This is a genomic window from Nocardioides thalensis (assembly GCF_013410655.1).
Taxonomy (GTDB): domain Bacteria; phylum Actinomycetota; class Actinomycetes; order Propionibacteriales; family Nocardioidaceae; genus Nocardioides; species Nocardioides thalensis.
Genome location: NZ_JACCFP010000001.1, coordinates 2678087 through 2701062, shown reverse-complemented (window position 1 = coordinate 2701062; position 22976 = coordinate 2678087). Strand labels below are relative to the sequence as shown.

The following is a 22976-nucleotide window of genomic DNA, read 5'->3' as shown; positions in this document are numbered from 1 at the left end:
CGCACTTCTACTCGGGAAGGGGACGGCCCCATGACCTCCTCCACCACGGACGTCGGGGGATCCACCGGGTCCCACGACCAGCCGGAGCTCAAGCGGGTGATGGGTCCCCGGCTCCTGCTCCTCTTCATCGTCGGAGACATCCTCGGCGCCGGCGTCTACGCCGTCACCGGACAGATGGCCGGCTACGTCGGCGGCCTGCTCTGGCTGCCGTTCCTTCTCGCCTTCGTCGTCGCCACGATGACCGCGTTCTCCTACCTGGAGCTCGTGACGAAGTACCCCGCAGCTGCGGGAGCGGCCCTGTACACGCACAAGGCGTTCGGCGTCCACTTCCTCACCTTCATCGTGGCGTTCGCGGTCGCGTGCTCGGGCATCACCAGCGCGTCCACGTCCGCCGCGACGCTGTCGCAGAACCTCTACGCCGGTCTCGAGGCCAACGGGTGGTCCGACGCTCCGAGCGAGGCCACCATCACGCTCGTCGCGATGGCCTTCATCGTCCTGCTGGCGATCATCAACCTGCGCGGCGTCGGCGAGAGCGTGAAGTTCAACATCGTGCTGACGCTCGTCGAGGCGACCGCGCTGTGCATCGTCATCGGCATCGGGTTCTCGGTGATCGCCCAGGGCGACGCCGACATGAGCGAGCTGGTCGACTTCCAGGACGGCTCCGACCTGGGCCTGCTGTTCGCGGTCACCGCCGCCACCTCGGTGGCGTTCTTCGCGATGGTCGGGTTCGAGGACTCCGTCAACATGGTCGAGGAGACCAAGGAGCCGGAGCGCATCTTCCCGCGCACGATGTTCCTCGGGCTCGGCATCGCGGTCGTGCTCTACATGCTCGTCGCCGTCGCGGTGATCTCGGTCATCGGCCCGGAGCGCGCGACGACGATCTACGAGGAGGGTGGTCGCGCCCTGGTCACGGTCGTCGACGAGGGCTCCGACCTGCCGGTCGAGAAGGTCTTCCCGTTCCTGGTGGTCTTCGCCGTCGCCAACACCGCGCTGATCAACATGCTCATGGCCAGCCGGCTCATCTACGGCATGGCCAAGCAGCGGGTGCTCCCGAAGCAGCTCGGAACGGTGCTGCCTCGGCGGCGTACGCCCTGGGTGGCGATCGGGTTCACGACGCTCCTCGCGATCCTGCTGATCTGGTACGTGACCAGCGACCCGGACAGCAACATCGTCATCAACCTCGGCAGCACCACGGCGCTCCTGCTCCTGTGCGTCTTCGCCATCGTCAACATCGCGTGCTCGGTCCTGAAGAGCAAGCGGGCCGACCACGACAAGACGTTCTTCACGGCTCCGGTGTGGCTCCCGCCCCTCGCGGCGGTCCTCTGCCTCTACCTCGCGGGGCCGTGGGTGGACCGCGACGGGATCGTCTACAAGATCGCGGGCGGCCTGATGGCGATCGGCGTGGGCCTGTGGCTGGTGACCTGGCTCCTCAACCGGGTGACCAACAAGGACGACGAGCCGCCGCACTTCAGCGACATCGACCACATGGACATCGACCCGACCGACGACCCGCGCTGACGGCTACAGCGAGTCGAGGTCGACCACGAGGGCGCGGTGGTCGCTCAGCGGCATCTCGTACGCCGCTGAGCGCGCCACCAGGTCGGGCTCGGCCAGCACGTGGTCGAGCTGCTCGACGGGCGCGTCCGCCGGGAACGTGGGGTGGGTGGCGAGCGACCGCATCCCGGTGATGCGCTCGGCGCGCTCCGGACCCATGTTGAGGTCGCCGGTCAGCAGCAGCGGGCGGCGCACGTCGCACGTGGCGGCGCGCAGGTGGCGCAGCTGCCGGCCGTTCCACCAGTCGACGAAGGACAGGTGCGTGGTCGCGACGGTGACCGCGCCCAGCGGCGACTCGATCTCGGCGGCGACCGCGACCCGTGGCTCGTCCCGCACGAGCGTGGGCAGCAGCTGGCCGCGGAACCGCATCGGCACCGGCACCGGGATCGCCGGCAGCTGCACGACCTGCCAGCCCGACACGGGGTAGCGGCTCAGCAGCGCGATGCCGTACGCCGCGGCGTCCGGCTGGAGCTCGCCGGTGGCTGCCGTCCAGGTGGCGCCGGGACTGCCGTGCAGCGCCGCGACGAAGCGGTGATGGGGTGCGTCCATCGCGTCGGCGGCCACCGCGGTCAGGTCGGCCCGCTGGGAGCGGGGCTGGTTGCGGTCGACCTCCTGGAGAGCGAGCACGTCGGGGTCCAGCTCCTTGATCGCCGCCGTCAGGACGGCCACGTCGACCTCGTGGTCGTGGAGGGAGCGCCCGTTGAGGATGTTGAAGGTCACCAGCCGCATCGGTTGCGCGGTACCCGCCGGACCGGTCTGCATGCCCGCCCGGACCGGGGGTACTTCCCGAGCACCATGAGCGAAGCATCCAACGGAACCAACGGTCACCTCCAGCACGGCCTGCGGGAGGCCCTCAAGCTGGTCGCCGTCGCCTTGAAGGAGGGCGAGCTGCCGTTCGCCCTGGCCGGCAGCTACGGCCTGTGGGCGCACGGCGGACCCGAGCCCGACCACGACGTCGACTTCATGATCGCCGAGGAGGACGCCGCCCGCGCCAAGGACCTGCTCGCCGACCGCGGCCTCGAGGTCGTGCAGCCGCCCGAGGACTGGCTGTTCAAGGTCTACGTCGACGACGCGATGGTCGACGTCATCCACCGGGCGGGCAGCGAGCCGATCGACCGCGCGCGCTTCGAGGACGTCGACCAGATCGAGGTCGAGTCCGTGCTGATGCCGGTGCAGTCGACGACGGTGCTGATGTCCGACAAGCTCGGCGCGCTCGAGGAGCACGCCTGCGACTTCGGCCGGATCCTGCCGGTCGCCCGCGCCGTGCGCGAGCAGGTCGACTGGACCTACGTGGCGGAGCAGACCCGGGACAACCCGTTCGCCGTCGCGTTCCTCTACCTGCTCGACCTGCTGGGCATCCTCGGCGAGGGCAGCCCCATTCCCCTCGACGCGCCGCGGACGGCGCGGGTGGAGTCCATCGCAGGGGCGTGAATCGGCGGGGGAGCGCGGTGCGCCGTACCCTTGTCCGGTGAGCATTCCTTCCCTCGAGCAGTTGCACGCCATCGGCGCGAAGCAGCAGCCGTCGTACGGCGACCCGGCGGCCCTCGCCGCGGCCGTCGACCGACTGCGCACGCTTCCCCCGCTGGTGTTTGCGGGGGAGTGCGACGAGCTGAAGGAGAAGATCGCGGCCGCCGGCCGCGGGGAGGCCTTCCTGCTCCAGGGCGGCGACTGCGCCGAGACGTTCGCGGGCGCGACCGCCGACAACACCCGCAACAAGCTGCGGGTGCTGCTCCAGATGGCCGTGGTGCTGACCTACGCGGCGTCGGTGCCCGTGGTGAAGGTCGGACGCCTCGCCGGGCAGTACGCCAAGCCGCGGTCCAGCGACTCCGAGACCCGCGTGATCGACGGCGAGCAGGTCACCCTGCCGGCCTACCGCGGTGACGCCGTCAACGGCTTCGAGTTCACCCCCGAGTCGCGCATCCCCGACCCGCAGCGGCTGCTCGAGGTCTACCACGCGTCCGCGTCCACGCTGAACCTCGTGCGGGCGTTCACCACCGGCGGCTACGCCGACCTGCGCCAGGTGCACGCCTGGAACTCCGAGTTCGTGCGCAACTCGCCCGTGGGCCAGCACTACGAGGCGATGGCGGCCGAGATCGACCGCGCGCTGACGTTCATGCAGGCGATCGGCGCCGACCCCGACGAGTTCCACCGGGTCGACTTCTACTCCAGCCACGAGGCGCTGCTGCTCGAGTACGAGCACGCGATGACGCGCATCGACTCGCGCACCGAGCAGCCCTACAACGTCTCGGGCCACTTCGTCTGGATCGGCGAGCGCACCCGCCAGCTCGACGGCGCGCACGTCGAGTACTTCCGCCACATCCGCAACCCCATCGGCTGCAAGCTCGGCCCGACGGCCACGGCTGACGACGCGCTGGCCCTGGCCCGGACCCTGAACCCCGCCAACGAGCCCGGCCGGCTCACGTTCATCACCCGGTTCGGGGCCGAGAAGGTCCGCGACGGGCTGCCGCCGCTGGTCGAGAAGGTCACCGCCGAGGGCGTCGACGTGACCTGGATCTGCGACCCGATGCACGGCAACACCTTCGAGGCGTCCACGGGCTACAAGACCCGACGCTTCGAGGACGTGCTCGGCGAGATCCAGGGCTTCTTCGACGTGCACCGCGCGCTCGGCACGGTGCCCGGCGGGATGCTCGTCGAGAACACCGGCGACGACGTCACTGAGGTCATCGGCGGCGGCGAGGAGCTCGACGAGCACGGCCTCGCCCACCGCTACGAGTCGGTGGTCGACCCGCGCCTCAACCGTGTGCAGTCGCTGGAGATGGCGTTCCAGGTCGCGGAGATGCTCCGGAAGTCCTGAGCCGAAAGATCGGGCCCGGGCGGCCCGATCGGGCCTAGCCTGCTGCCATGCGGGTGGTCCGTCTTCTCGTCGTCGTCCTCGCAACCGCGCTGCTGAGCACCGCGGCTCCGCCCGCACCGGTCGCGGCTGGGGGATCGACGACGGTCACCGTCGCGAGCATGACGTTCTCGCCGTCGGCCGTGTCGGTCGGCCTCGGAGAGTCCGTCACGTGGGTGTTCGAGGACCCGACGCCCCACACCGCGACGTCCGACCAGGGCTTCTGGGACAGCGGCTCGCACTCGAGCGGCGGCGAGTGGTCGCTCACGTTCGGGTCGGCCGGGACATTCCCCTACCACTGCACGCCGCACCCGCACATGAAGGCCAAGGTCGTCGTCCCGTTCAAGGTCACCGGCGGCTCCAAGATCGACGGCTGGAAGCTGCGGTGGGCCACAGGCGTCGCTCCCGAGGGCCTGGCGTACGACGTCCAATACAAGCGCAGCGGCACCAGCACCTGGCGGAGCCTCCGCACCGACACCGCGAAGGCGACCGGCCTGTTCAACCCGACGCGTGACGGCCGCTACGTCGTGCGGGCGCGTACATCGAACCTGGTCGACGAGGACGAGTCGTCGTGGTCGCCGATGCGGACGCTGGCGATCGACTGACCCGGGCTCATCTGCCGACGGAGACGATAGGCACCAGCAGGATCAGGACCTCGGTAGCGGCTTCGCCCCCGAAGCGGCATTCGTGCGCTCTCCGTCGACAGCGGCAGGTGCGGGCGAATCTCGGCCCTCACATCCTCGGAGGATCGATAGGGTCGCGCTCATGGGGGCCAAGGATTGGTTCGTTTGCTACGCCGACGGCGACGTCTCGAGTCTGCTCGCGACACGACCTGAGATCGACCGCGCCGCCACCGAGGCGCTGATCCGAAGGCTGTTCGCAGGTCACACGGTTGTCTCCGCCGCCGACGGGACGCTCGCCGAACATGCCAGTCCTGACGACGACATGGTGTACGCGGCCGTCTGGCCACGAATGACGATCGTGTGCACGAGCGCCGTTGCGTTGGACCGGCCCTCCGATATCGATGCCCGCTTCCTCGCCGAGGGAGCGGACCGCACGGTGTACGTGCATGCAATGCACAGCGTCGTCGATTGGTTTGCACTTGGGGTGTGGGGCCCAGGGGGCCAGTTGCGGCGATCCTTGAGTCTCAGCGGTGGGAACGAAGAGCTCATCGAGGACGTCGGCGAACACCTCAGCTTCGAGCAACCCTTCTGGGCCGGCGAGTACCCCGCCATCGAGGATGAGGAGGACGAGGAATACCCGTTTCCGTTTCATCCACTTGAGCTTGCCGAGGCTGCCCTCGACAATCTCTTCGGTTTCGTGTTCGAGGGCTACGAGGACATGCCGGACGACGACTCCGCCGATCCCTTCGACATCACGCTGGCCGGTTTCCGCCTGACAGCCGAGGCTCGCAAGCGGAGACTTTTCGGCCGCGGCTGACCCACAGCACGCCTCCGGCGTTCCGACCTCAATGCGGCGTGAGCGGACGGCAGACAAGGTCAGTCGCGGCGGGTGAGCGCCTGCGTTCCGAGGGCGACACCGCCAGCGATGATCCCCACAAGACCCGCGCCGAGTGACGTGACGCCGAAGAATGTCAACCAGTCGCTGCCCATGGCGTCTTCTAGCATCGCGCCGCCGATCCCGAGCAGGATCGCCCCAAGCAGGCCGTAGGCGACCCCGGGAGTGCCGCCGGAGGTAGGTGTTCGAGTCACGCTGAACGATCCCACGAGGCTGGCCGATGTGCCCGCTCATCGGCATGATCGGACGGGCGTTCGGCTCACGCAGATGAGTCGGCGCCGTTGGATTCCTACTTGGTTGTGCACACGTCATGCGCGTCAGCGACGACCATCTCGACATCCTCGACTGACAACCCAGGCTTCCCGACGTCAGTCCTGTACGAGACCCGCACGCAATCCCCGATTGCGAGGTCGCTCGTACGTTCGTCCTGGACGAAACACTCCCCGGTGGCGTTGTCAGCTCCTATGCAGACAAGCTCCCCGTCGACCTCGAGGACCGGCCCGACGAACATCCGGAGGTCCACATCGTGGGCGCCGCAGGCTCCGAACACGACGACGCCCAAGAAGGCGGCGCCGGCTGCAGCTGCTCTCATTGCCCACTCCTTTCGTCGTTCACCGGTTGTCGGGTACACGTCGAGGGAGACCGAACGGTTGTCGCCTCACCGCCGAGATAGTGGACGGGTCGGACGATCGGTCTCAGGAGCTTCACGCCAATGAGGTCGATGCACGAGCGGGGGAGGCGAGCAGATGAGCGACACGACACTGCGGATCGCGGCGGCCCCGCGGGCGACCTTCGACTACCTCGCGGACCCGCGCAACCGACCGGAGTGGCAGTCGAGCCTTCGGTCGGTGGAGCTGCTCACAGACGGGCCGCCACGCGTCGGCACGCGCTGGATCGATCGCACGACGATCGGGGCCGCACCGCGCCTCGAGATCGTCGAGATGACCCCACCCGCTGCCGATGGGGCTACTGCCGGTGCCTGGACCGAGGTCGGTCGATGGCGTGGACTGACGGCCCGGCTGACCTTGACCTTCGATGCGGTGGCTGCCGACCCCGGTGCGACCGATCTCGGCATCGTGGTCGCCATCAGTGGCGCCGGGTTGTGGCGCGGACCGGCGGCGGTGACGCGCCAGCTGGCTCCACCCGCGATCCGTGCCGACCTCCGTCGGGCGGCCCGCATCGTCGAGGCCGGCGCAAGAGGCGACCGCTGATCAGGACGAGAGTGCCGCCACCGCTACGCCGAGGTCGGCGACGGCTCGATCCCGGGCCGTCGGGTCTGTGTCGAGCGGCTGGTCGAGCTGGAAGCCCATGAATGCCGCGTCGATCATCGCTGCGGCGCGCTCGGCGATCGGCCGGTCGACGCCGGAGCCGACCAGGTGGGCGACGAGCGCGGCCATCCACACCGCGTTGGCCGTGCGAACCGCCGAGGAGTAGGGCTCGCGACCGAGGAGGCCGAGCGCCGCCGCTTGGATGTACATCCGCGTGCACCGGTTGGTCGGGTCGGTCTGGACGGCTGCCCACAGGTCCTCGACAGCCGCCCGGATCCCGCGGGATGCCGGCAGCGCGGCGATCTGGGTGACGGCCCGGTCGTTGGAGCAGCGCATGACGTCGACGACCAGCTCGTCCTTGGACCCGAAGTGGTAGATCAGCATCCGGTCGCTGGTGCCGAGGGCAGCGGCGAGCGGCCGCAGGCTCAGGCCGATCAGGCCGTGCTCGAGCACGTAGTCGGTGGCGGCTTCGGTCCAGGCGGCTCGGCGCTGGGGGTCCTTGGCGATGGCGTGCTCCTCGGTTCGGCTTCGATCTTACTGTAGCAAGTGCTACATTCGTTTGTAGCAACTGCTACAGAACTGAGGAAATCCCATGTACGTCGCATTCGGCCTGCTGATCGTGGCGATCGCAACGGAGGTCGCCGCCACCTCGGCGCTGCCGCGCGCCGAGGGCTTCCGCGACCCGTTCTGGAGCGTCGTGGTGATCAGCGGCTACGCGGTCTCGATCTGGTTGCTCACGCTTGTCGTCCAGCACCTCCCGGTGTCCACGACCTACGCGGTGTGGTCGGGGGCGGGCACCGCCGCCATCGCGGTGATCGGCGTGATGTGGCTCGGTGAGTCGATGGACGCGGTGAAGGCGGCAGCGCTGGCGATGATCGTCGTCGGCGTGGTCGTGCTCAACCTGCACGGCGCCCACTGACGGGTCCGATTCCCGCCAGAACGGCGCGCCTCGGCCCGACAGGATCGAGGCATGCACAGCGTCGTACCGCTCAAGGTCCACTACTACGGCACGCCCGTCGTCCTGATCTCCTCCACCAACCGCGACGGCACCACCAACCTGGCGCCGATGTCCTCGGCCTGGTGGCTCGGGCAGGACGCGATGCTCGGCCTGGCCGCGTCGTCGCGGACCACCCACAACCTGCTCCGCACCGGCGAGGCCGTGCTCAACCTCGCCTCCTCCGACCTGGTCCAGCACGTCGACCGGCTCGCGCTTCTCACCGGCTCGCCGGAGCTCTCGCCGCACAAGCGGCAGACCGGCTATCGCTACGAGCCGCGCAAGTTCGAGGCCGCCGGGCTCACCCCGGCGCCGTCCGACCTGATCGCGCCCGACCGCGTGGCCGAGTGCCCGATCCAGCTGGAGTGCCGGGTCTCCGGTCACTACGAGATCGGCCACGAGCGGACGTACGCGCACGCGATCCACGTGCACGTGCTGCGCGCGCACGTGGCGGACGCCGTACGCCTGCCCGGCACCGACTACGTCGACCCGCAGGCGTGGGACCCGCTGATCATGAAGTTCTGCGACTTCTTCGGCGGCGGGCAGCCGCTCGTGCCGTCGCGGCTCGCGGCCGGGTGGGAGATGCCGGGGCGCGTCCAGGCGGCAGCCGCGGACCTCACTCCGCCGCGGTAGCGCCGGAGATCATCAGCTCGCTGATCGCTGTGTAGTCCTTGCCCAGCGGTCCCTCGCCCGGGGGCGAGACCTCGACGATCTCGATGGTCAGCTTCTTCGTCCAGGTCGGCGGGACCGTCATCGACTGCATCGCGCGGTCGTCACCCAGCTCCTGGCTGACGCTCGTGCCGTCGTCGAAGACCCAGCTCACCGCGAGCACGCGCCGGTTGAGGGCGTAGCCGTCGTAGCCCGGGTAGGACTTGGCGTAGCCGTTGACCATCCCGACCTCGCTCACCTGGACGGGCTCGTCGAAGGTGACCGTCACGGACTCTCCGGACGCGTCGCCCGCCACGCGCCAGCAGGTGGTCTCGTCGTCGTCGTTGAGGTGGGCGGCCTCGAAGGTGACCGGCTCGCCGGTCTGGGCGTCGGTGCTCGGGGGAGCCTCGCCGGGCACCTTGATCTTGCGGATGAGCGGCGTGACGTCGCCGACGGGCCCGGGTTCGGCGGACGGGGCCGGAGCGTCGTCCGGCTTCCTGCCGTCGCCGTTGCGGCGCTCGCCGCGGTCCTCCTTGATCGAGCTGGCGGGTGCGGCTCGGTCGGCGGCCCGGTCGGAGTCGCCGTCCAGCACCATGACCAGGCCGACGACGACGGCGATGACCGCTGACACCCCGGCGATCATCGCCACGAGCCACCCGATGCTGCCCCGAGTGCGATCGCCGTCGGGCTCCTCGGACGGCGGCGGGGCCGCCATCGTGGGCGGGGGCGGGGGAGCGCTGGGCCTCGGCCCGGTCACCGAGTCGGCGTACAGCGGGAAGCGAGCCGGAGGCGGCGTGGCACCCGGCAGCTGCGGCGCAGGAGGTACGGCGTGCGCAGGCGCCGTGGGAGGTGCGGCGGCCGGCGTACCGGGTGTCGTCACCGGCTCGGGAGCAGGGGATGCGGGCACGCCCGAGTGCCGGCCGGCGATCGGCTGTCCGCAGTTGGTGCAGAACCGCCCGATGCCGAGCTCGTGTCCGCAGTTCGTGCAGTAGCCCATGCCCCAGGTCCCATGTCGGTGACTAACCAGGGGTCACGGTAATGGGTCAGGGCCTCAGGGTGAGAAGTTGCGGAAACGTCACGCGGCCACACCGACCCGCCGACGCACCTCCTCGGCGACGTCCTCGAGGTCGTGCTCGAGCATCTTGTGGGTGTGCTCGAAGCTGAACCCGCCGAAGAACTTCCAGGCGAGCTTCTCGACCGGAGTGCGCTCCTCCATGTGGACCGACGTGGTCATCGCGAGCCGCGTCCGGTTCTCGGCTCCGAACCGCGTCAGGCGGTAGGACGTGCGGACGACGTCGTGCTTGAGCCGGGTCTCGACGGCGAGCGAGAGCGGCGCCTCGCACTCCACGACGTGCAGCTCCTCGGACCCGTGGTGGCCGAAGAGGGTGCGCTTCTCCTCCCAGGTCGTGCCGACGCCGAACGGGCCCTCGCTGATCAGCCGGCTGTCGCTGACGCTGCGGAAGATCCGGTCGAACGCGGCGACGTCGGTGATGACCTCCCACACCTGCTCGGGCGTGGCGGCGATCGTCCGGTGGACGTAGATGATGTGACCTGCCATGGGGCTCTCCTCGGATCGCCTCCCCACGACCCATGATGCTCCTGTCGAGCGCCGCGATCCAGAGGCAAAGCCTCAGCCGCGGAGCGCCTTCAACAGCGCCATGTCCGGGTCGTCGGCGGTGCGCGACCCGGGAGTCTCGAGGATGAACGGCACGCCCTCGGTCGCGGGGTGCGCCAGCAGCTCGGCGAACGCCTCGGTGCCGATGTGGCCCTCTCCGATCTTCTCGTGCCGGTCCTTGAACGCGCCGCGCACGTCCTTGGAGTCGTTGGCGTGGATCAGCCGCAGCCGCCCCGGCCCGCCGATCTCGACGACCCGGTCGATCGTCGCCGTGGTGCCGCCCGGCTCGTCGAGCGGCGCGCCGGCGGCGAACACGTGACAGGTGTCGAGGCAGATCCCGGCCTTCGGATGGAAGTCGAGCGCGGCGAGGTAGCCCTCGAGGTCGTCCACGCCGGCGCAGAGCGAACGGCCCTGCCCGGCCGTCGGCTCCAGCAGGAGGTACGGCGCGGCCGCGTCCTGCGCGAGCGCGTCGAGCACCGGCATCAGCGCGTCGCGGATCCGGCGCATCGCGGCGTCGTAGCCCTCGCGGCCGCCATCGGGGTCGACGTAGGACCCGGTGTGCACGACGACGCCCTCGGCGCCGATCTGCACGGCGCGGCGCAGGTTGTGGGCGACGAGAGCCGCGGAGTTCTCGAACGTCGACGGGGTCGGGGAGCCGAGGTTCACCAAGTAGGGCGTGTGGATCACGACCCGCATCCCGGCCTCGGCAGTCGCGACGCGGAACCGCTCGTCGACGGCCGGGTTGCCGGGGGAGCGGGCCCAGCCGCGCGGGTTGCCGACGAAGACCTGCACCGCCTCGCAGCCGAGCTCGACGGCCGTCCGGAACGCGCCGTCCATCAGGTTCTTGCCGACGAGGACGTGGGTGCCGATCGGGTTCCGCATGACTGTGCAGACGTTAGTCGCCCTCGTGTCGAGGCTCGGCCGCGGGCGGCCTGCCTCCACCAGCGGCGACGGTCAGACGACGTAGAGGGTGATGGTGCTGCCCTTCGGCACCATCTCGCCCGCAGGCGGGTTGGTGCTGTAGGCGCGCGACCCGTCGAAGTAGATCTGCGCGCGCTCGACGTCGACCTCGAAGCCGGCATCCTCGAGCATCGCGACGGCGTCGTCGGTGGACTCGAAGAAGACCCGCGGCACCTCGATCAGCTCGGGACCGAGCGAGACGACGAGCTCGACCTTGTCGCCCTTGTAGAGCCTGCCGTCGGCCGGGTCCTGGCTGATCACGTCGCCCTCGTCGACGTCGTCGCTGTACTCCTCGTCGACGACCTCGACGTCGAGCCCGCGACTCTCCAGCTCATCGATCGCCTTGTCGGAGTCCTTGCCGGTGAAGTCCTTGACCTTGATCGGCTGGCGGCCCTTGCTGACCACGAGGTCGACCACGGTGTCGACGGGCAGCCGCTTGCCGGCCTTGGTGCCGAAGCCGGGATCGGAGCTGATGACCTGGCCCTCGGGCACGGTCTCCGACCACTTCTCACTGACCTTGCCGACCACGAACTGCACGTCGGCCAGCGCGGCCTCGGCCTCGTCGAGCGTCGTGCCCTCGAGCTTCGGTACGTCGTAGCGCTCCGGGCCGAGCGACAGCACCAGGGTGACGACGTCGTCGGGCAGGATCCGCTCTCCGGCGCCGGGCTCGCTGCTGATCACCTCGCCCTTCGGCACGCTCTCGGAGTACGCCGCGTCGCCGTACTCGACCGAGAGGCCGGCGTCGGCCAGCTCTGTCTCCGCAGCGGTCTTCTCGAGCCCGAGCACACTCGGGGTCGTGGTGTAGCGGGCCCAGCCGTACCAGTACGCGCCGCCGCCGATCGCCGCGGCGACGAGCACGCCGAGCAGGAGCAGGACGAGCGGGCGACGGCCGCGTCGTGGACGCCCCGGTGCGGCCTGGGGTGGCGGGGGCGGCGCCGGCCGGTCGCGCTCGGGCGCGGGCGGGCGCGCTTGCACCTCGAGCGCGGTCGTGTGCGGCCGCACCGGCTCCTCGATCCACCGCACGTCCATCGGCTCGGGCGTGGTGTCGTCGGTGACCTCGCTGCCGGTCATGTCGGCGCCGGCGTGGGCACCCACGGGCATCAGGTCGGCGAACAGCTCGGGGTCCTCGCGCACGCCCTCGTGGAGCGCGCCCTGCACCCGGCGCACGTGGTGGAGCAGCACCGCGGCGTCGGCCGGGCGGAGGCTGCGGTCCCGGCAGGTGGCGCGCGCGACGAGCGCGTCGACGTACGCCGGCAGGGAGGGCACCGTGGCGGAGGGTGCCGGCACGTCGTGGTGCACGTGACGGTAGGCGACCTGGATCGGCGTCTCGCCGGTGTGTGGCTTGGTGCCGGTGAGGAGCTCGTAGAGCATGACGCCGACGGCGTAGACGTCGGCGCGGGCGTCGGCCTTGCCGTCGGTGACCAGCTCGGGCGCGAGGTAGGACACCGTGCCGATCAGCACGCCCTGGGTGGCGGTGTGCTGGGTCTCGGCGCTCACGGCCTTCGCCAGCCCGAAGTCGGCGACCTTGATCCGGCCGTCGTCGGCGATGAGCACGTTCTCGGGCTTGACGTCGCGGTGGACCAGCCCGGTGCGGTGGGCCGACGCGAGCGCGGAGAGCACCGGGTCGAGCATCGCGAGCGCCCGCTCGGGCGACATCGGCGCTTCCTTGGTGATCGTGTCGCGCAGCGTGTGGCCGGTGACCAGCTCCATGACCAGGTAGACCGTGCCGTCGGCCGCGTGGTCGCCGCCCTGGTCGTAGACCGCCACCACGTTGGGGTGCGACAGTCGCGCGGCGGCGCGTGCCTCGCGCACGAAGCGCATCGCGAACGCCTCGTCGCCCGACGTCGCGTCGCCGAGGCCGGCGTGCATGATCTTGACCGCGACCGTGCGGTCGAGCCGGATGTCGTGGGCCTCGTAGACCGACGCCATCCCGCCCCGGGCGATGCGCGGACCGACCCGGTAGCGGCCGTCGAGGAGTCGCCCGACCAGCGGGTCACGCTCACCGTCGGCGGGGCGCCGGGGCGCGCGCGCAGGCGTGTCTTCGTGCACAGCCGACCCTCCTGTGCGGTCATGCGGTGAACCGGGCGGGGAAGTGTCCGGAAGGCCTCATGGTACGTGGCGGGACGCTCGTGGCCGGTCGGCGCGCCGTGGACGGCCGCCGCGCGGAGGCGGGGGTCATAGTGGCTGCCGGGTGGGGGAGGATGGACCCATGGACGCCAACGACGACATCCGGCTCGCCGACCGGGACCTCGCGGCGCTCGTCGACGAGTGGCTGGACTGGGACGCCGCGGGTGCGCTGCTCGGGGTGACTCCGGCCAAGGTCCGCACGATGGTGCGCGAGCACGAGCTCGCCGCAGCGGTCCCCGGGAGCGGCGAGCGTCGCCCGATGGTGCCCGCCCTCTTCATCGACGAGGAGGGCCTGCCGGTCAAGGGCCTCCCGGGGCTGCTGACGCTCATGCACGACAACGGGTACGACGACCGCGAGTGCATCGCCTGGCTGTTCCTCGACGCCGATCTGCCCGGCCGGCCCATCGACGCGCTGCGCGAGAACCGTGGGTCCGAGGTGAAGCGGCGGGCGCAGGCCATGGCCTTCTGACGCACTACGCTCACGGCCATGTCTCGGGGGAAGCTGACCGGAATCGGATCGACCGTCGTGGCCGTCATCACGGCCCTGGCGGTGTGGTGGCTCAACGACGGGCCGGGCGCCTCGGAGGAGCCGCCGCCGGTGCCCGAGACCAGCGCGACCGCCGAGGCCGAGCCGGCGCCGACCCTCACGCCCACCCCGTCGCCGACGGAGGCGGAGCCGACCGCGTCGGACGCCCCCAGTCCGTCGTACTCCCCGACGACCTCCCCGACGACGCAGGCGCCGGACGACATGCCGGCGACCGACCCCGACAGCGGGCTGCCCTACGTCGCGCTCGGCGACCTGCCGCCGGAGGCGGCGCAGACGGTCGACCTGATCGATGCCGGCGGGCCGTTCCCCTATGACAAGGACGGCAGTACCTTCGGCAATTACGAGGGGCTGCTGCCCGACCGTCCCGACGGCTACTACAGCGAGTACACCGTCGAGACGCCCGGCTCCGACGACCGGGGCGCCCGGCGCATCGTGGCCGGGTCGGAGGGCGAGCTCTACTGGACCGAGGACCACTACGAGTCGTTCGAGCGGATCTGGAGGTAGGTCGATGAGCGGACTCGCCGCCGTCATCGCCGGCAAGCATGGTCCCGGCGTCCACCACTGGCACTCCGGGCTGGAGGTCGCCGACGTGCGCCACAGCGTGGAGCACGCGGGCTGGACGTTCGGGTACGTCGACGGGGTCGCGCTGGAGAAGAAGCGCGAGGTGCTGCGCGCCATCGGCGACGCGCTGTCGTTCCCCGACCACTACGGCGCCAACTTCGACGCCCTGCGCGACTGCCTGCGCGACGTCGCCGAGCCGACGGTGCTGCTGTGGGAGGGCTGGGGGAGCCTGGCCCGCGCGGAGCCCGAGGTGTTCGAGAAGGTGTGCCGGGTGCTCGGCAACCGCGACGGCGGCCCGCCGTTCGAGGTCCTGCTGCGCGGACCGGGGCCGGAGACCGGCCTCGAGTCGCTCGACTGACCTCGACTGGTCTCGACTGACTTCGTCAGAGGGCGCGCTGGGTCGCGGCCGCGGCGAGCGACTCCAGCACGGCGCACGCCGGCCCGTCCAGGGTGCCGGCCCGCTGGGCCGCGGCGAGCGCCGCGACGGCCTGGGCGGCGAGGTCCGCGATCATCGTCTCGACCTGCTCGCGCGCGCCGGAGCGGTCGATGATGCCGCGCAGGTCCTCGACCTCCGCCTCAGTCAGCTCGGTGCCGACAGCGGCGTCCAGCCGCGCGGCCTCGTCGGCGGGAGCGCCCTCGATCGCCAGCGCCACCAGCACGGTGCGCTTGCCCTCGACCAGGTCGTCGCCGGCGGGCTTGCCGGTCGTCGCCGGGTCGCCGTAGACGCCGAGCAGGTCGTCGCGCAGCTGGAACGCCTCGCCGAGGGGCAGGCCGAAGTCGGTCAGCGCGGCCAGCTGCGCCTCGCCTGCGCCCGCGAGTGCCGCCCCGACGTGGAGCGGGCGCTCGACGGAGTACTTGGCCGACTTGTAGCGCAGGACGGTCATCGCCGTCGCCACGTCGGCGCGTCCGCGTGCCTGCACCGAGACGTCGAGGAACTGCCCGGCGATGACCTCGGTGCGGCACAGGTCGAACACCTCGAGGGTGGGGCCGACCCGGTCCCAGCCCAGGCCGCAGCGGCGCAGCAGCTCGTCGGACCACGAGAGCAGCAGGTCGCCGATCAGGATGGCGGCGGCAGCGCCGTACTGCTCCTCGTCGCCGCGCCAGCCGGCGCCTGCGTGCTCGGCCTCGAACGCGCGGTGGGTGGCGGGCAGGCCACGGCGGGTGTCGGAGGCGTCCATGAGGTCGTCGTGCACCAGGGCGCTGGCGTGCAGCAGCTCCAGCGAGGCCGCGGCGCGCCGTACGGCGATCTCGTCGGCGGCGTCGCCGCCGGCGGCGAGGTAGCCCCAGTGACAGAACGCCGCCCGGAACCGCTTGCCGCCGGAGACCATGGTCCGCGCGCCCGCCACGAGCCGTTCGGCGTCGGGCCCGAGCGGTGCGAGCACGTCGGCCTGGCGGTCGAGGAACGCATCGAGCTCGGCCTGGACGCCGTCGCGGAACGCCTGCTGGGCCGCTGCGTCCCACGCCTCCGTCATGGCGGCGAGGCTATCGACCGTGTGGAGGACCTCACCCGGCGGGATGGTCCGTATTGCGGTCTGCGGGGTCTCGGGCTCCTAGACTTCCGGGCATGGCTACCGGTCGCGGACGTTCGCTCGGGGAGCTGATCCGCTCCGGCGATCGCTCCTTCTCCTTCGAGTTCTTCCCGCCCAAGGACGAGGCGGGCGAGGAGCAGCTCTGGAACGCCATCCGCGCGCTCGAGCCCTACCAGCCGACCTTCGTCTCCGTGACGTACGGCGCCGGCGGCAGCTCGCGTGACAAGACGATCGGCATCACCGGCCGGATCGCCAAGGAGACCTCGCTCATCCCGATGGCACACCTGACCTGCGTGGGCCACACCCGGGAGGAGCTCGAGGAGATCCTCGACTCCTACGGCGCCGTCGGCGTGCACCACGTGATGGCCCTGCGCGGCGACCCGAAGGAGGGCCCGCGTGCCGAGTGGACCCCGACCGAGGGCGGCCTCAACTACGCCGTCGACCTCGTCGAGCTCGTCCGTGGTCGCGGCGACTTCCGCGTCGGCGTCGCCGCGTTCCCGGAGGGGCACCCGTCCGCCGAGTCGCTCGACCACGACGCCGACGTGCTCGTCGCGAAGGCCCGGGCCGGCGCCGAGTTCGCGGTCACCCAGATGTTCTTCCGGGCCTCCGACTACTTCGGTCTCGTCGAGCGGGTGCGTGCCCGTGGCGTCGACATCCCGATCCTCCCCGGCATCATGCCGATCCTGAACCTGTCGGCCATCCGCCGCCAGGGCGAGCTCATCGGCACGAGCGTGCCCGACGACATCGTCGCCCGGATCAGCGCCTACGACGGCGACCCGGCCGCGGTCCGCGCCGAGGGCATCAAGCTGGCCGCCGAGCTCTGCGAGGAGCTCCTCGCCGGCGGTGCGCCCGGCCTGCACTTCTACACGCTCAACCGCTCCAAGGCGACGCTGGAGATCTTCGAGGCCCTCCGGATCACCGTCTAGCGGTGGTTGAGGTGCGAGGAGCGCTGCGCTTGTACTGAGGTGCGAGCTTGCGAGCCTCGAAGTGACGAGCCTCGAAACCTAGGCCGGCCCGATCAGCTGCGCCACCAGGGCCGCCGACTGCGCGACGTACGGCACGCCCGCGCCGGGCGCGCCGTGCGCGCTGGCGACGTAGACCCCGGGCACGGGAGTGGACGGGCCGAGCCGGTCGAAGATCGTGCCCCGGCCCTGCCACAGCACGCCCATCGGGGAGCCGCGCCACTGCTCCACCTGCTGGCGGGGGGAGAGGTCGACCCGGGTGACGATCTGCTCGCGGACGTCGATCTTGTGGCGGGCGAGCGCGTCGGTCATGTCCTCGGCGAGCTTGCCGCGGCCGTGCAGCGTCCACGCCGTCCGGCCCTCGGGGGCGGTGCCGCCGGTGCGGATGGTCAGCAGCGGGTCGGCGTGGATCACCAGCTCCGGCGGCAGCTCGGGGAGCGGGCCCTCCAGCCCGAGGTGCGTGATCACCGGGGGGATCGCCGGCATGGTGCGCTCGACGTGCTTCTCCAGGGTCGGCAGGAAGCGGGGGTCGATGGCCACGACGACCGCATCGGCGTCGTGGCTGCCGGCCGCGGTCGCGACCGCCACGACTCTGCCCTCGCGCACGACCAGGTCGGTCGCCTCGGTGCCGGTGACCACGGTGACGCGTCGGGTCTCGAGCCGCGCGGTGAGCAGCTCGGCGATGCGGCCCATGCCGCCGGGCGGCCGCCACGCGCCGAAGGACTGCTCGAGGTAGAGGTGCACCGCTGCCCACGCCGGCACATTGCGGGGGTCGTGGCCCTCGGCGACCGTCGGGTGCGCGGCGACCAGGCCGAGCCGGTCGTCGCGCAGGTCGCGCCGCAGTCGCTTGTGCAGCGTCTCGCGGGTCTTGAACAGGGAGAGCAGGTCGCGGCCGGGATCCTTGCGGTCCCACGGTGCCTCGACGTAGTTGCGCCGCAGCAGGTCCCAGACGGGTGCGTAGGTGTCGACGTGCTTGGTCCAGGCCTCGCCGAGCCCCGGGTCGAGGGCGTCGAACGCCTCGATCTGCGCGGCGCGCGAGCCGCCGGGCAGCGAGACGGAGGTGCCGTCGGCGAACCGGTGCTCGCGGATCACGGTGAGCGGCTCGAGGTCGCCGCCGAGCTCGTTCTCCAGCGGCCGGCCGGACTTGCGGAACAGGTCGCGCAGCGCCGCCGGCAGCAGGGTGTACGTCGGCCCGGCGTCCCACGTGAAGCCGTCCTGGCTCACCGGCGCCAGCGCGCCGCCGAGCCGGTCGCTCGCCTCGAGCAGGGTCACCTCGTGACCGAGCTTCGCCAGGCGGGCCGCGGCCGCCGTACCTCCGAGGCCGCCGCCGACGACGACGATCCGCATCAGGCGTCGGCCTCGACGTTGATCGCGGTGGCGCCGGTGAGCTTCTGGAGCTCCTCGTAGGTCGTCGAGAACACGGCCGCGGGGTGACCCGCGGCGGCCCAGATCACGTCGTACCGCTCCAGCCAGGTGTCGAGGTACGTCGGCACCGGGGCCGGGTGCGCGAACGGCGAGACGCCGCCGATCACCTGACCGGTGTGGGCGCGCACGAACTCGGGCTTGGCCCGCTTCAGGGTCGGTACGCCGATGCGCGCCGCCGTGGCGGGCACGTCGACGCGGTGCGAGCCCGACGTCAGGATCAGCACGGGGGAGCCGTCGGCGTCGAAGAGCAGGCTGTTGGCGATCGCGCCGACCTCGCAGCCGAGCGCCTCGGCGGCCAGTGCGGCGGTGTGGACGGCATCGGGCAGAATGACGATCTCGCCGGTCCCGCCGAGACGCTGGTGCTCCTGACGGAACAGGGTGATCGAGGGGTGGTCGGCCGACATGGGCCGACCCTATCGGGGGTCTCGCCGGCACAGGCTGCAGTGGAGGGTGTGGATGACGAAGCGACCGGCAACGGTGGACCTGGCGTGCTACCTGCTCTGGCTGCTCGTGGCGGCCGGCCTGGTGGTCAGCATCCTGGTCGTCGTACGCCGTGACACCCTCGCGGAGGCCTGGGCCCCCGAGCCCTCGGGCGACAGCGCGCTCCAGCCCGTCGACTTCGTGCCCGTCATCCTCGTGCTCTACCTCGTCGTCGCGCTGACGGCGCTGACGCTGATCCCGCTGATGCGGCACGGCCACAACTGGGCCCGTCACTCGCTGGCGCTGATGTCGATCGGGATCTTCCTGTCCACGGCCGCGACCGTGCGCACCGGGCCGCCGCCGATGGTCCGCGGAAGCGCGATCGCGGCCGCCGCGATCGCCGCTGTCACCGTGGTGTTCCTCTGGCACCCGGACAGCCGCCGGTTCGCGCTGAGCGCCGGCGACGACGACCAGGACGACTGAGACGGCGGACGCACCCGGCTCCGGCACGACCCTTGACGTCGTGTCGGGGGAGCGGTGTACCTTGATGGTGTTCGAACAAATGTTCGAACACGACGAAGGGGAACCGTCATGGACCAGCCCGTCCTCCCGCCGACCGCAGCACCCGCCCAGCCGGGGCCGCACGCCCTGCCCGCGACCACGCATTCGTACCTCATGCGGGCGGCAGAATCGCTCAGCGAGGCGGTGGGCGCCCGCGACGTGCCCACCCGCTACGCGTGCGCCCACGTCGCCGCTCTGAGGTCCGCCGCCGCGCTGCTCGCTGCGCGAGCGCGGCCCGAGCCCAGCCGACCGGGCGGGCGGCGCCGCCCGCAGCGCAACGCGTGGGTGCTGCTGACCGAGGTCGCGCCCGAGCTCAGCGAGTGGGCCGTCTACTTCGCCGCGGGCGCAGCCAAGCGCGCCGCGGCCGAGGCCGGCTCGACCCGTGCGGTCACCGAGCGTGAGGCCGACGACCTGGTGCGGGAGGCCGACCGCTTCCTCGCGGTGGTCGAGCAGTCGCTCGGCCTGACGCCGCACGTCCCGCTCGGCAACCGGCTCGCCGGGCGCGCCGCGGGCTAGCGGGCTTGGGGGGCGTCGGTCGTGGCGGTGCTCAGCAGTCTCCTAAGGTGGCTGCCATGGTCACCGGTGAGCGCCGCGGCTCTGCCCGCACCGCGGTCGTGTGGGATGCCCTCGGCCCGATCCTCGAGGGCGGCGCCCGTCACGTCGTCGACATCGGCGGCGGCACCGGAGGGTTCGCCGTCCGGATCGCCGAGGGCGGCCACCGGGTCACCGTCGTCGAGCCCAGCCCCGACGCGCTCGCGGCCCTCGGCCGCCGCGCCCGCGAGGCCGGTGTCGACGTCGTCGGACACCAGGGCGACGTCTCCGACCTCCCGGCGCTCGTCGGCGCCGACAGCGCCGACGTCGTGCTGTGCCACGGCGTCCTCGAGGTGGTCGAGCCGGCCGACGCTCTGGCCCGGATCCGCGAGGTGCTCCGCCCCGGCGGCACCCTCAGCCTGCTCGTCGCCAACCGCCACGCGGCCGTCGTCGCCCGCGCGATGGCCGGCCACTTCCACCAGGCCCACGAGCTCATCGACGACGCCGCTCCCGCGGCCCGCGGCCGCGGCCCCGCCGCCCGCCGCTACACCGCCGACGAGCTGCGCGACCTCCTCGCCACCGCCGGCTTCGACGTCCGCGCCACCCACGCCGTTCGCGTCTTCGCCGACCTCGTCCCCGGCTCCGTCCTCGATCTCGAGCCCGGCTCCACCGCCGCCCTCACCGACCTCGAGCGCGCCGTCGCCGAACGCCCCGAGTTCCTCCCCCTCGCCACCCAGCTCCACGTCCTCGCCGGCTGACCCCAACCCCCACCACCACCCCCAGCACCGCATCCGCCGCGGCCCGACCGCCCGGCCGAAGCCGGGCGCGCGGGCGCCAGAACCCGAGGTGGTGGGTGGGGGATCCGGGCGATTTCGCGACGACGCGCCGGCGCCCCGACCACCGCGGCGCCCAGCCACAGAGCGCCGCAGCGCGGCGGAGCGAGCAAGCCCGGAGCACCCACCCACCACCTCGGGCCCTATGGCACCCACGGACCCGGGCGACCGGCCATGACCCAACCCACCAACCTCCTCCACGTCGACATGGACGCCTTCTACGCCTCCGTGATGATCCGCGACCGCCCCGACCTCCACCACGTCCCCGTCATCGTCGGCGGCGGCCACCGAGGCGTCGTCCTCGCCGCCAACTACCCGGCCCGCGCCTACGGCGTCCGCTCCGGCATGTCCGGCTACGAAGCCCGCCGGCTGTGCCCCAAGGCGGTCGTGATGCCGCCCGACTTCGAGCTGCTGGTGCCGGTCTCGAAGGCGATCCGTGAGACGTTCCGCTCCTTCACGCCCGTGGTCGAGGTGGTCTCGCTCGACGAGGCGTTCCTCGACGTGCGCGGGGCCGCGCGGCTGTTCGGGCCGCCCGAGGCGATCGCCCAGCGGATCCGGTCGCGGATCCGCGCCGAGCACGGCATCCCGTGCTCGGTGGGCATCGCCCGCTCGGTCTCGGTCGCCAAGCTGGCGAGCCGGCGCGCGAAGCCCGACGGGGTGCTCACGATCCCGCCCGAGCGATTCGTCGAGATGGTGCACCCGCTCGACGTCGGCGAGCTGTACGGCGTGGGGGAGTCCACCCGCGAGCGACTGCACAAGCTCGGCCTCATCACCGTCGGCGACGTCGCCAAGTTCCCGGTCGACCAGCTGCGCCGGATGCTGGGCCGTCATCTCGGCGGCCATCTTCACTCCCTCGTGTGGGGCACCGACCGCACCGAGCTGCACCCCGGCGGCGCCGGCACCTGGGGGTTCGGCGAGGGCACGCCCGAGGGGAGCATGGGCTCCCAGCACACGCTGGCCGCCGACGTGCGCGACCGCGACGACCTCCTTCGCGAGCTGCTGCGGCTGTCGTCGCGGGTGGCCGCGCGGCTCCGCGCAGCCGACAAGATCGGCACGACGGTCGCGATCACGATCCGCTACTCCGACTTCCGCACGATCAGCCGCTCCCGCAAGCTGCCCGAGCCCACTGACGTCACCCAGGACGTCTACGACACCGCGGTCCTGCTGCTCGACGCCCTCGGCCACTGGGCTCCCGACGTGTCCCGCCCACCCGCCGTCCGCCTGGTCGGCGTGCGGGTCGAGGGACTGCGGCGACGCGTGCCCGAGGCCGGCCGCCAGCTCGCCCTCGGCGAGCGCGACCCCGGCTGGCCCGACGCCGACCGGGCGATCGACCGGGCGACCGGGAGGTTCGGCCACACCGCTGTCAGGCGGGGCAGCCTGCTCTGAGCGGGGATGGGTACTGGCCCACACGAGGCATGCTGCACCACCGACCGGGCATGATCGATCCCAACCGGACACGATTTGTCCGTACCGTCTACCGCGGGCGGGGACGGCTGCCTACACTTGGTTGAAGACCGAAGGACGCTTGGAGGAACAGGTGCCACTCTCAGAAGAGGAGCTGCGACTGCTCGAGCAGATGGAGCGCGCCCTCGTCGCTGAGGATCCGAAGTTCGCCTCCACCCTGCGCGGCACCACGATGCGCCAGGCGGCCCGCCGCCGCGCGATCCTCGCCGGCCTCGGTTTCGCGATCGGCATCGCCGTCCTCATGGGCGGCGCCATCAGCGGCTGGTGGCAGATCGGCATCGTCGGCTTCGTGATCATGCTCGTCTCCGCGACCGTGGCCCTCAGCGCCCTGCGCGGCCAGCGGCCCGGTGCGCAGCCTGCCGCCGCCGAGAGCAGCCACCCGTCCGGCTTCGGCGTCATCCAGGGCGGCAAGGCCTCCAGGCGCAGCCACCACCACCGCCCGTCGCGCGGCTCCGGCTCGTTCATGCAGCGCGTCGAGGAGCGGTGGCGTCGCCGCCGCGAGGGCGGCGGGTTCTGATTTGATTCTGGCCGAGCGTGTCGCCCGACGCCGCTCGCCGCACGGGCCCTCGCAAGCTCGGCCCCGCGGGGTTCGCGCCGTGCCGCTTCGC

At 71.7% G+C, this 22976-nt stretch carries 28 protein-coding genes; 17 read left to right on the top strand and 11 right to left on the bottom strand.

Features of this window, described 5'->3' with window-relative positions:
- Positions 1-30: 30 nt before the first annotated feature.
- Positions 31-1518, top strand: coding sequence for an APC family permease (locus HNR19_RS13185; protein WP_179668342.1), 1488 nt, complete (start codon positions 31-33; stop codon positions 1516-1518).
- 3 nt (positions 1519-1521) lie between these two features.
- On the opposite strand, the gene HNR19_RS13180 is transcribed toward HNR19_RS13185, so the two are convergent.
- Entirely contained in the window at positions 1522-2283 is a 762-nt protein-coding gene (locus HNR19_RS13180; RefSeq protein WP_179668341.1) for an endonuclease/exonuclease/phosphatase family protein, read from the bottom strand.
- A 66-nt stretch (positions 2284-2349) separates the two neighbouring features.
- On the opposite strand from HNR19_RS13180, the gene HNR19_RS13175 reads away from it, so the two are divergent.
- The 4 genes from HNR19_RS13175 to HNR19_RS13160 all read left to right on the top strand — a co-directional run bounded on the left by HNR19_RS13175 (position 2350) and on the right by HNR19_RS13160 (position 5845).
- Entirely contained in the window at positions 2350-2985 is a 636-nt protein-coding gene (locus HNR19_RS13175; protein WP_218910244.1) for a hypothetical protein, read from the top strand.
- Positions 2986-3022: 37 nt separating this feature from the next.
- A complete protein-coding gene (locus tag HNR19_RS13170; protein WP_179668340.1) occupies positions 3023-4369 on the top strand; it encodes a class II 3-deoxy-7-phosphoheptulonate synthase in 1347 nt (448 codons plus the stop codon).
- A gap of 47 nt (positions 4370-4416) precedes the next feature.
- A complete protein-coding gene (locus HNR19_RS13165) occupies positions 4417-5010 on the top strand; it encodes a cupredoxin domain-containing protein (protein ID WP_179668339.1) in 594 nt (197 codons plus the stop codon).
- Between the two features lie 160 nt (positions 5011-5170).
- Positions 5171-5845, top strand: coding sequence for a DUF6928 family protein (locus HNR19_RS13160; RefSeq protein ID WP_179668338.1), 675 nt, complete (start codon positions 5171-5173; stop codon positions 5843-5845).
- A gap of 59 nt (positions 5846-5904) precedes the next feature.
- Here HNR19_RS13160 and HNR19_RS13155 read toward each other — a convergent pair whose 3' ends face one another.
- Together HNR19_RS13155 and HNR19_RS13150 are read right to left on the bottom strand one after the other, a co-directional pair.
- Positions 5905-6117 carry a hypothetical protein gene (locus HNR19_RS13155; protein ID WP_179668337.1) on the bottom strand — a complete coding sequence of 71 codons (213 nt, stop codon included), beginning with the start codon at positions 6115-6117 and terminating at the stop codon, positions 5905-5907.
- Between the two features lie 95 nt (positions 6118-6212).
- Positions 6213-6515 carry a hypothetical protein gene (locus HNR19_RS13150; protein WP_179668336.1) on the bottom strand — a complete coding sequence of 101 codons (303 nt, stop codon included), beginning with the start codon at positions 6513-6515 and terminating at the stop codon, positions 6213-6215.
- A 154-nt stretch (positions 6516-6669) separates the two neighbouring features.
- Between HNR19_RS13150 and HNR19_RS13145 the strand changes: the two genes are divergently transcribed.
- The gene (locus HNR19_RS13145) at positions 6670-7134 is read left to right on the top strand and encodes an SRPBCC family protein (protein WP_179668335.1); all 465 of its coding nucleotides are present in this window, start codon (positions 6670-6672) and stop codon (positions 7132-7134) included.
- Here the strand turns inward: HNR19_RS13145 and HNR19_RS13140 are convergent, their stop codons facing one another.
- Complete coding sequence (locus HNR19_RS13140) at positions 7135-7698, bottom strand: TetR family transcriptional regulator (protein WP_179670252.1); 564 nt, start codon at positions 7696-7698, stop codon at positions 7135-7137.
- An 85-nt stretch (positions 7699-7783) separates the two neighbouring features.
- On the opposite strand from HNR19_RS13140, the gene HNR19_RS13135 reads away from it, so the two are divergent.
- Together HNR19_RS13135 and HNR19_RS13130 are read left to right on the top strand one after the other, a co-directional pair.
- Complete coding sequence (locus HNR19_RS13135) at positions 7784-8110, top strand: DMT family transporter (protein ID WP_179668334.1); 327 nt, start codon at positions 7784-7786, stop codon at positions 8108-8110.
- Positions 8111-8161: 51 nt separating this feature from the next.
- Complete coding sequence (locus HNR19_RS13130; protein ID WP_179668333.1) at positions 8162-8818, top strand: flavin reductase family protein; 657 nt, start codon at positions 8162-8164, stop codon at positions 8816-8818.
- Here the strand turns inward: HNR19_RS13130 and HNR19_RS13125 are convergent.
- The 4 genes from HNR19_RS13125 to pknB all read right to left on the bottom strand — a co-directional run bounded on the left by HNR19_RS13125 (position 8802) and on the right by pknB (position 13457).
- Positions 8802-9830, bottom strand: coding sequence for a zinc ribbon domain-containing protein (locus tag HNR19_RS13125; RefSeq protein WP_179668332.1), 1029 nt, complete (start codon positions 9828-9830; stop codon positions 8802-8804). The two genes, HNR19_RS13130 and HNR19_RS13125, sit on opposite strands and share 17 nt — an antisense overlap.
- A gap of 78 nt (positions 9831-9908) precedes the next feature.
- On the bottom strand, positions 9909-10391 hold the full coding sequence (locus HNR19_RS13120; protein WP_179668331.1) for an SRPBCC family protein: 483 nt from the start codon (positions 10389-10391) through the stop codon (positions 9909-9911).
- Positions 10392-10463: 72 nt separating this feature from the next.
- Complete coding sequence (locus HNR19_RS13115; protein WP_179668330.1) at positions 10464-11330, bottom strand: deoxyribonuclease IV; 867 nt, start codon at positions 11328-11330, stop codon at positions 10464-10466.
- 72 nt (positions 11331-11402) lie between these two features.
- Positions 11403-13457: a Stk1 family PASTA domain-containing Ser/Thr kinase gene (gene pknB / locus HNR19_RS13110; protein WP_343047178.1), complete on the bottom strand. Its 2055-nt coding sequence runs from the start codon at positions 13455-13457 to the stop codon at positions 11403-11405.
- A gap of 160 nt (positions 13458-13617) precedes the next feature.
- On the opposite strand from pknB, the gene HNR19_RS13105 reads away from it, so the two are divergent.
- The 3 genes from HNR19_RS13105 to HNR19_RS23215 are packed head-to-tail and all read left to right on the top strand — an operon-like array spanning position 13618 to position 15001.
- On the top strand, positions 13618-14004 hold the full coding sequence (locus tag HNR19_RS13105; RefSeq protein WP_179668329.1) for an Rv2175c family DNA-binding protein: 387 nt from the start codon (positions 13618-13620) through the stop codon (positions 14002-14004).
- A gap of 18 nt (positions 14005-14022) precedes the next feature.
- Positions 14023-14586 carry a guanyl-specific ribonuclease gene (locus HNR19_RS22810; protein ID WP_179668328.1) on the top strand — a complete coding sequence of 188 codons (564 nt, stop codon included), beginning with the start codon at positions 14023-14025 and terminating at the stop codon, positions 14584-14586.
- 4 nt (positions 14587-14590) lie between these two features.
- Positions 14591-15001 (top strand): barstar family protein, encoded by a 411-nt coding sequence (locus tag HNR19_RS23215; protein WP_179668327.1) that lies wholly within the window; start codon positions 14591-14593, stop codon positions 14999-15001.
- A 25-nt stretch (positions 15002-15026) separates the two neighbouring features.
- Here the strand turns inward: HNR19_RS23215 and HNR19_RS13090 are convergent, their stop codons facing one another.
- Entirely contained in the window at positions 15027-16115 is a 1089-nt protein-coding gene (locus tag HNR19_RS13090) for a polyprenyl synthetase family protein (protein ID WP_179668326.1), read from the bottom strand.
- 92 nt (positions 16116-16207) lie between these two features.
- Here HNR19_RS13090 and metF point away from each other — a divergent pair, with 92 nt between their 5' ends.
- The gene (gene metF / locus HNR19_RS13085) at positions 16208-17098 is read left to right on the top strand and encodes a methylenetetrahydrofolate reductase [NAD(P)H] (RefSeq protein WP_179668325.1); all 891 of its coding nucleotides are present in this window, start codon (positions 16208-16210) and stop codon (positions 17096-17098) included.
- Positions 17099-17176: 78 nt separating this feature from the next.
- Here the strand turns inward: metF and HNR19_RS22800 are convergent, their stop codons facing one another.
- Positions 17177-18481 (bottom strand): phytoene desaturase family protein, encoded by a 1305-nt coding sequence (locus tag HNR19_RS22800; RefSeq protein ID WP_246303511.1) that lies wholly within the window; start codon positions 18479-18481, stop codon positions 17177-17179.
- A complete protein-coding gene (locus HNR19_RS22795) occupies positions 18481-18963 on the bottom strand; it encodes a YbaK/EbsC family protein (protein ID WP_179670251.1) in 483 nt (160 codons plus the stop codon). The genes HNR19_RS22800 and HNR19_RS22795 overlap by 1 nt, the downstream gene beginning before the upstream one ends.
- Before the next feature lie 52 nt (positions 18964-19015).
- On the opposite strand from HNR19_RS22795, the gene HNR19_RS22790 reads away from it, so the two are divergent.
- From HNR19_RS22790 to HNR19_RS13050, 5 genes are all read left to right on the top strand, one after another.
- Complete coding sequence (locus HNR19_RS22790) at positions 19016-19462, top strand: hypothetical protein (protein ID WP_179668324.1); 447 nt, start codon at positions 19016-19018, stop codon at positions 19460-19462.
- Positions 19463-19570: 108 nt separating this feature from the next.
- Positions 19571-20056: an SAV_6107 family HEPN domain-containing protein gene (locus HNR19_RS13065; RefSeq protein ID WP_179668323.1), complete on the top strand. Its 486-nt coding sequence runs from the start codon at positions 19571-19573 to the stop codon at positions 20054-20056.
- 56 nt (positions 20057-20112) lie between these two features.
- Positions 20113-20829, top strand: coding sequence for a methyltransferase domain-containing protein (locus HNR19_RS13060; RefSeq protein WP_179670249.1), 717 nt, complete (start codon positions 20113-20115; stop codon positions 20827-20829).
- Between the two features lie 249 nt (positions 20830-21078).
- Entirely contained in the window at positions 21079-22290 is a 1212-nt protein-coding gene (dinB, locus tag HNR19_RS13055) for a DNA polymerase IV (protein WP_179668322.1), read from the top strand.
- A gap of 151 nt (positions 22291-22441) precedes the next feature.
- Positions 22442-22885, top strand: coding sequence for a DUF3040 domain-containing protein (locus HNR19_RS13050; protein ID WP_179668321.1), 444 nt, complete (start codon positions 22442-22444; stop codon positions 22883-22885).
- Positions 22886-22976 lie beyond the last annotated feature (91 nt).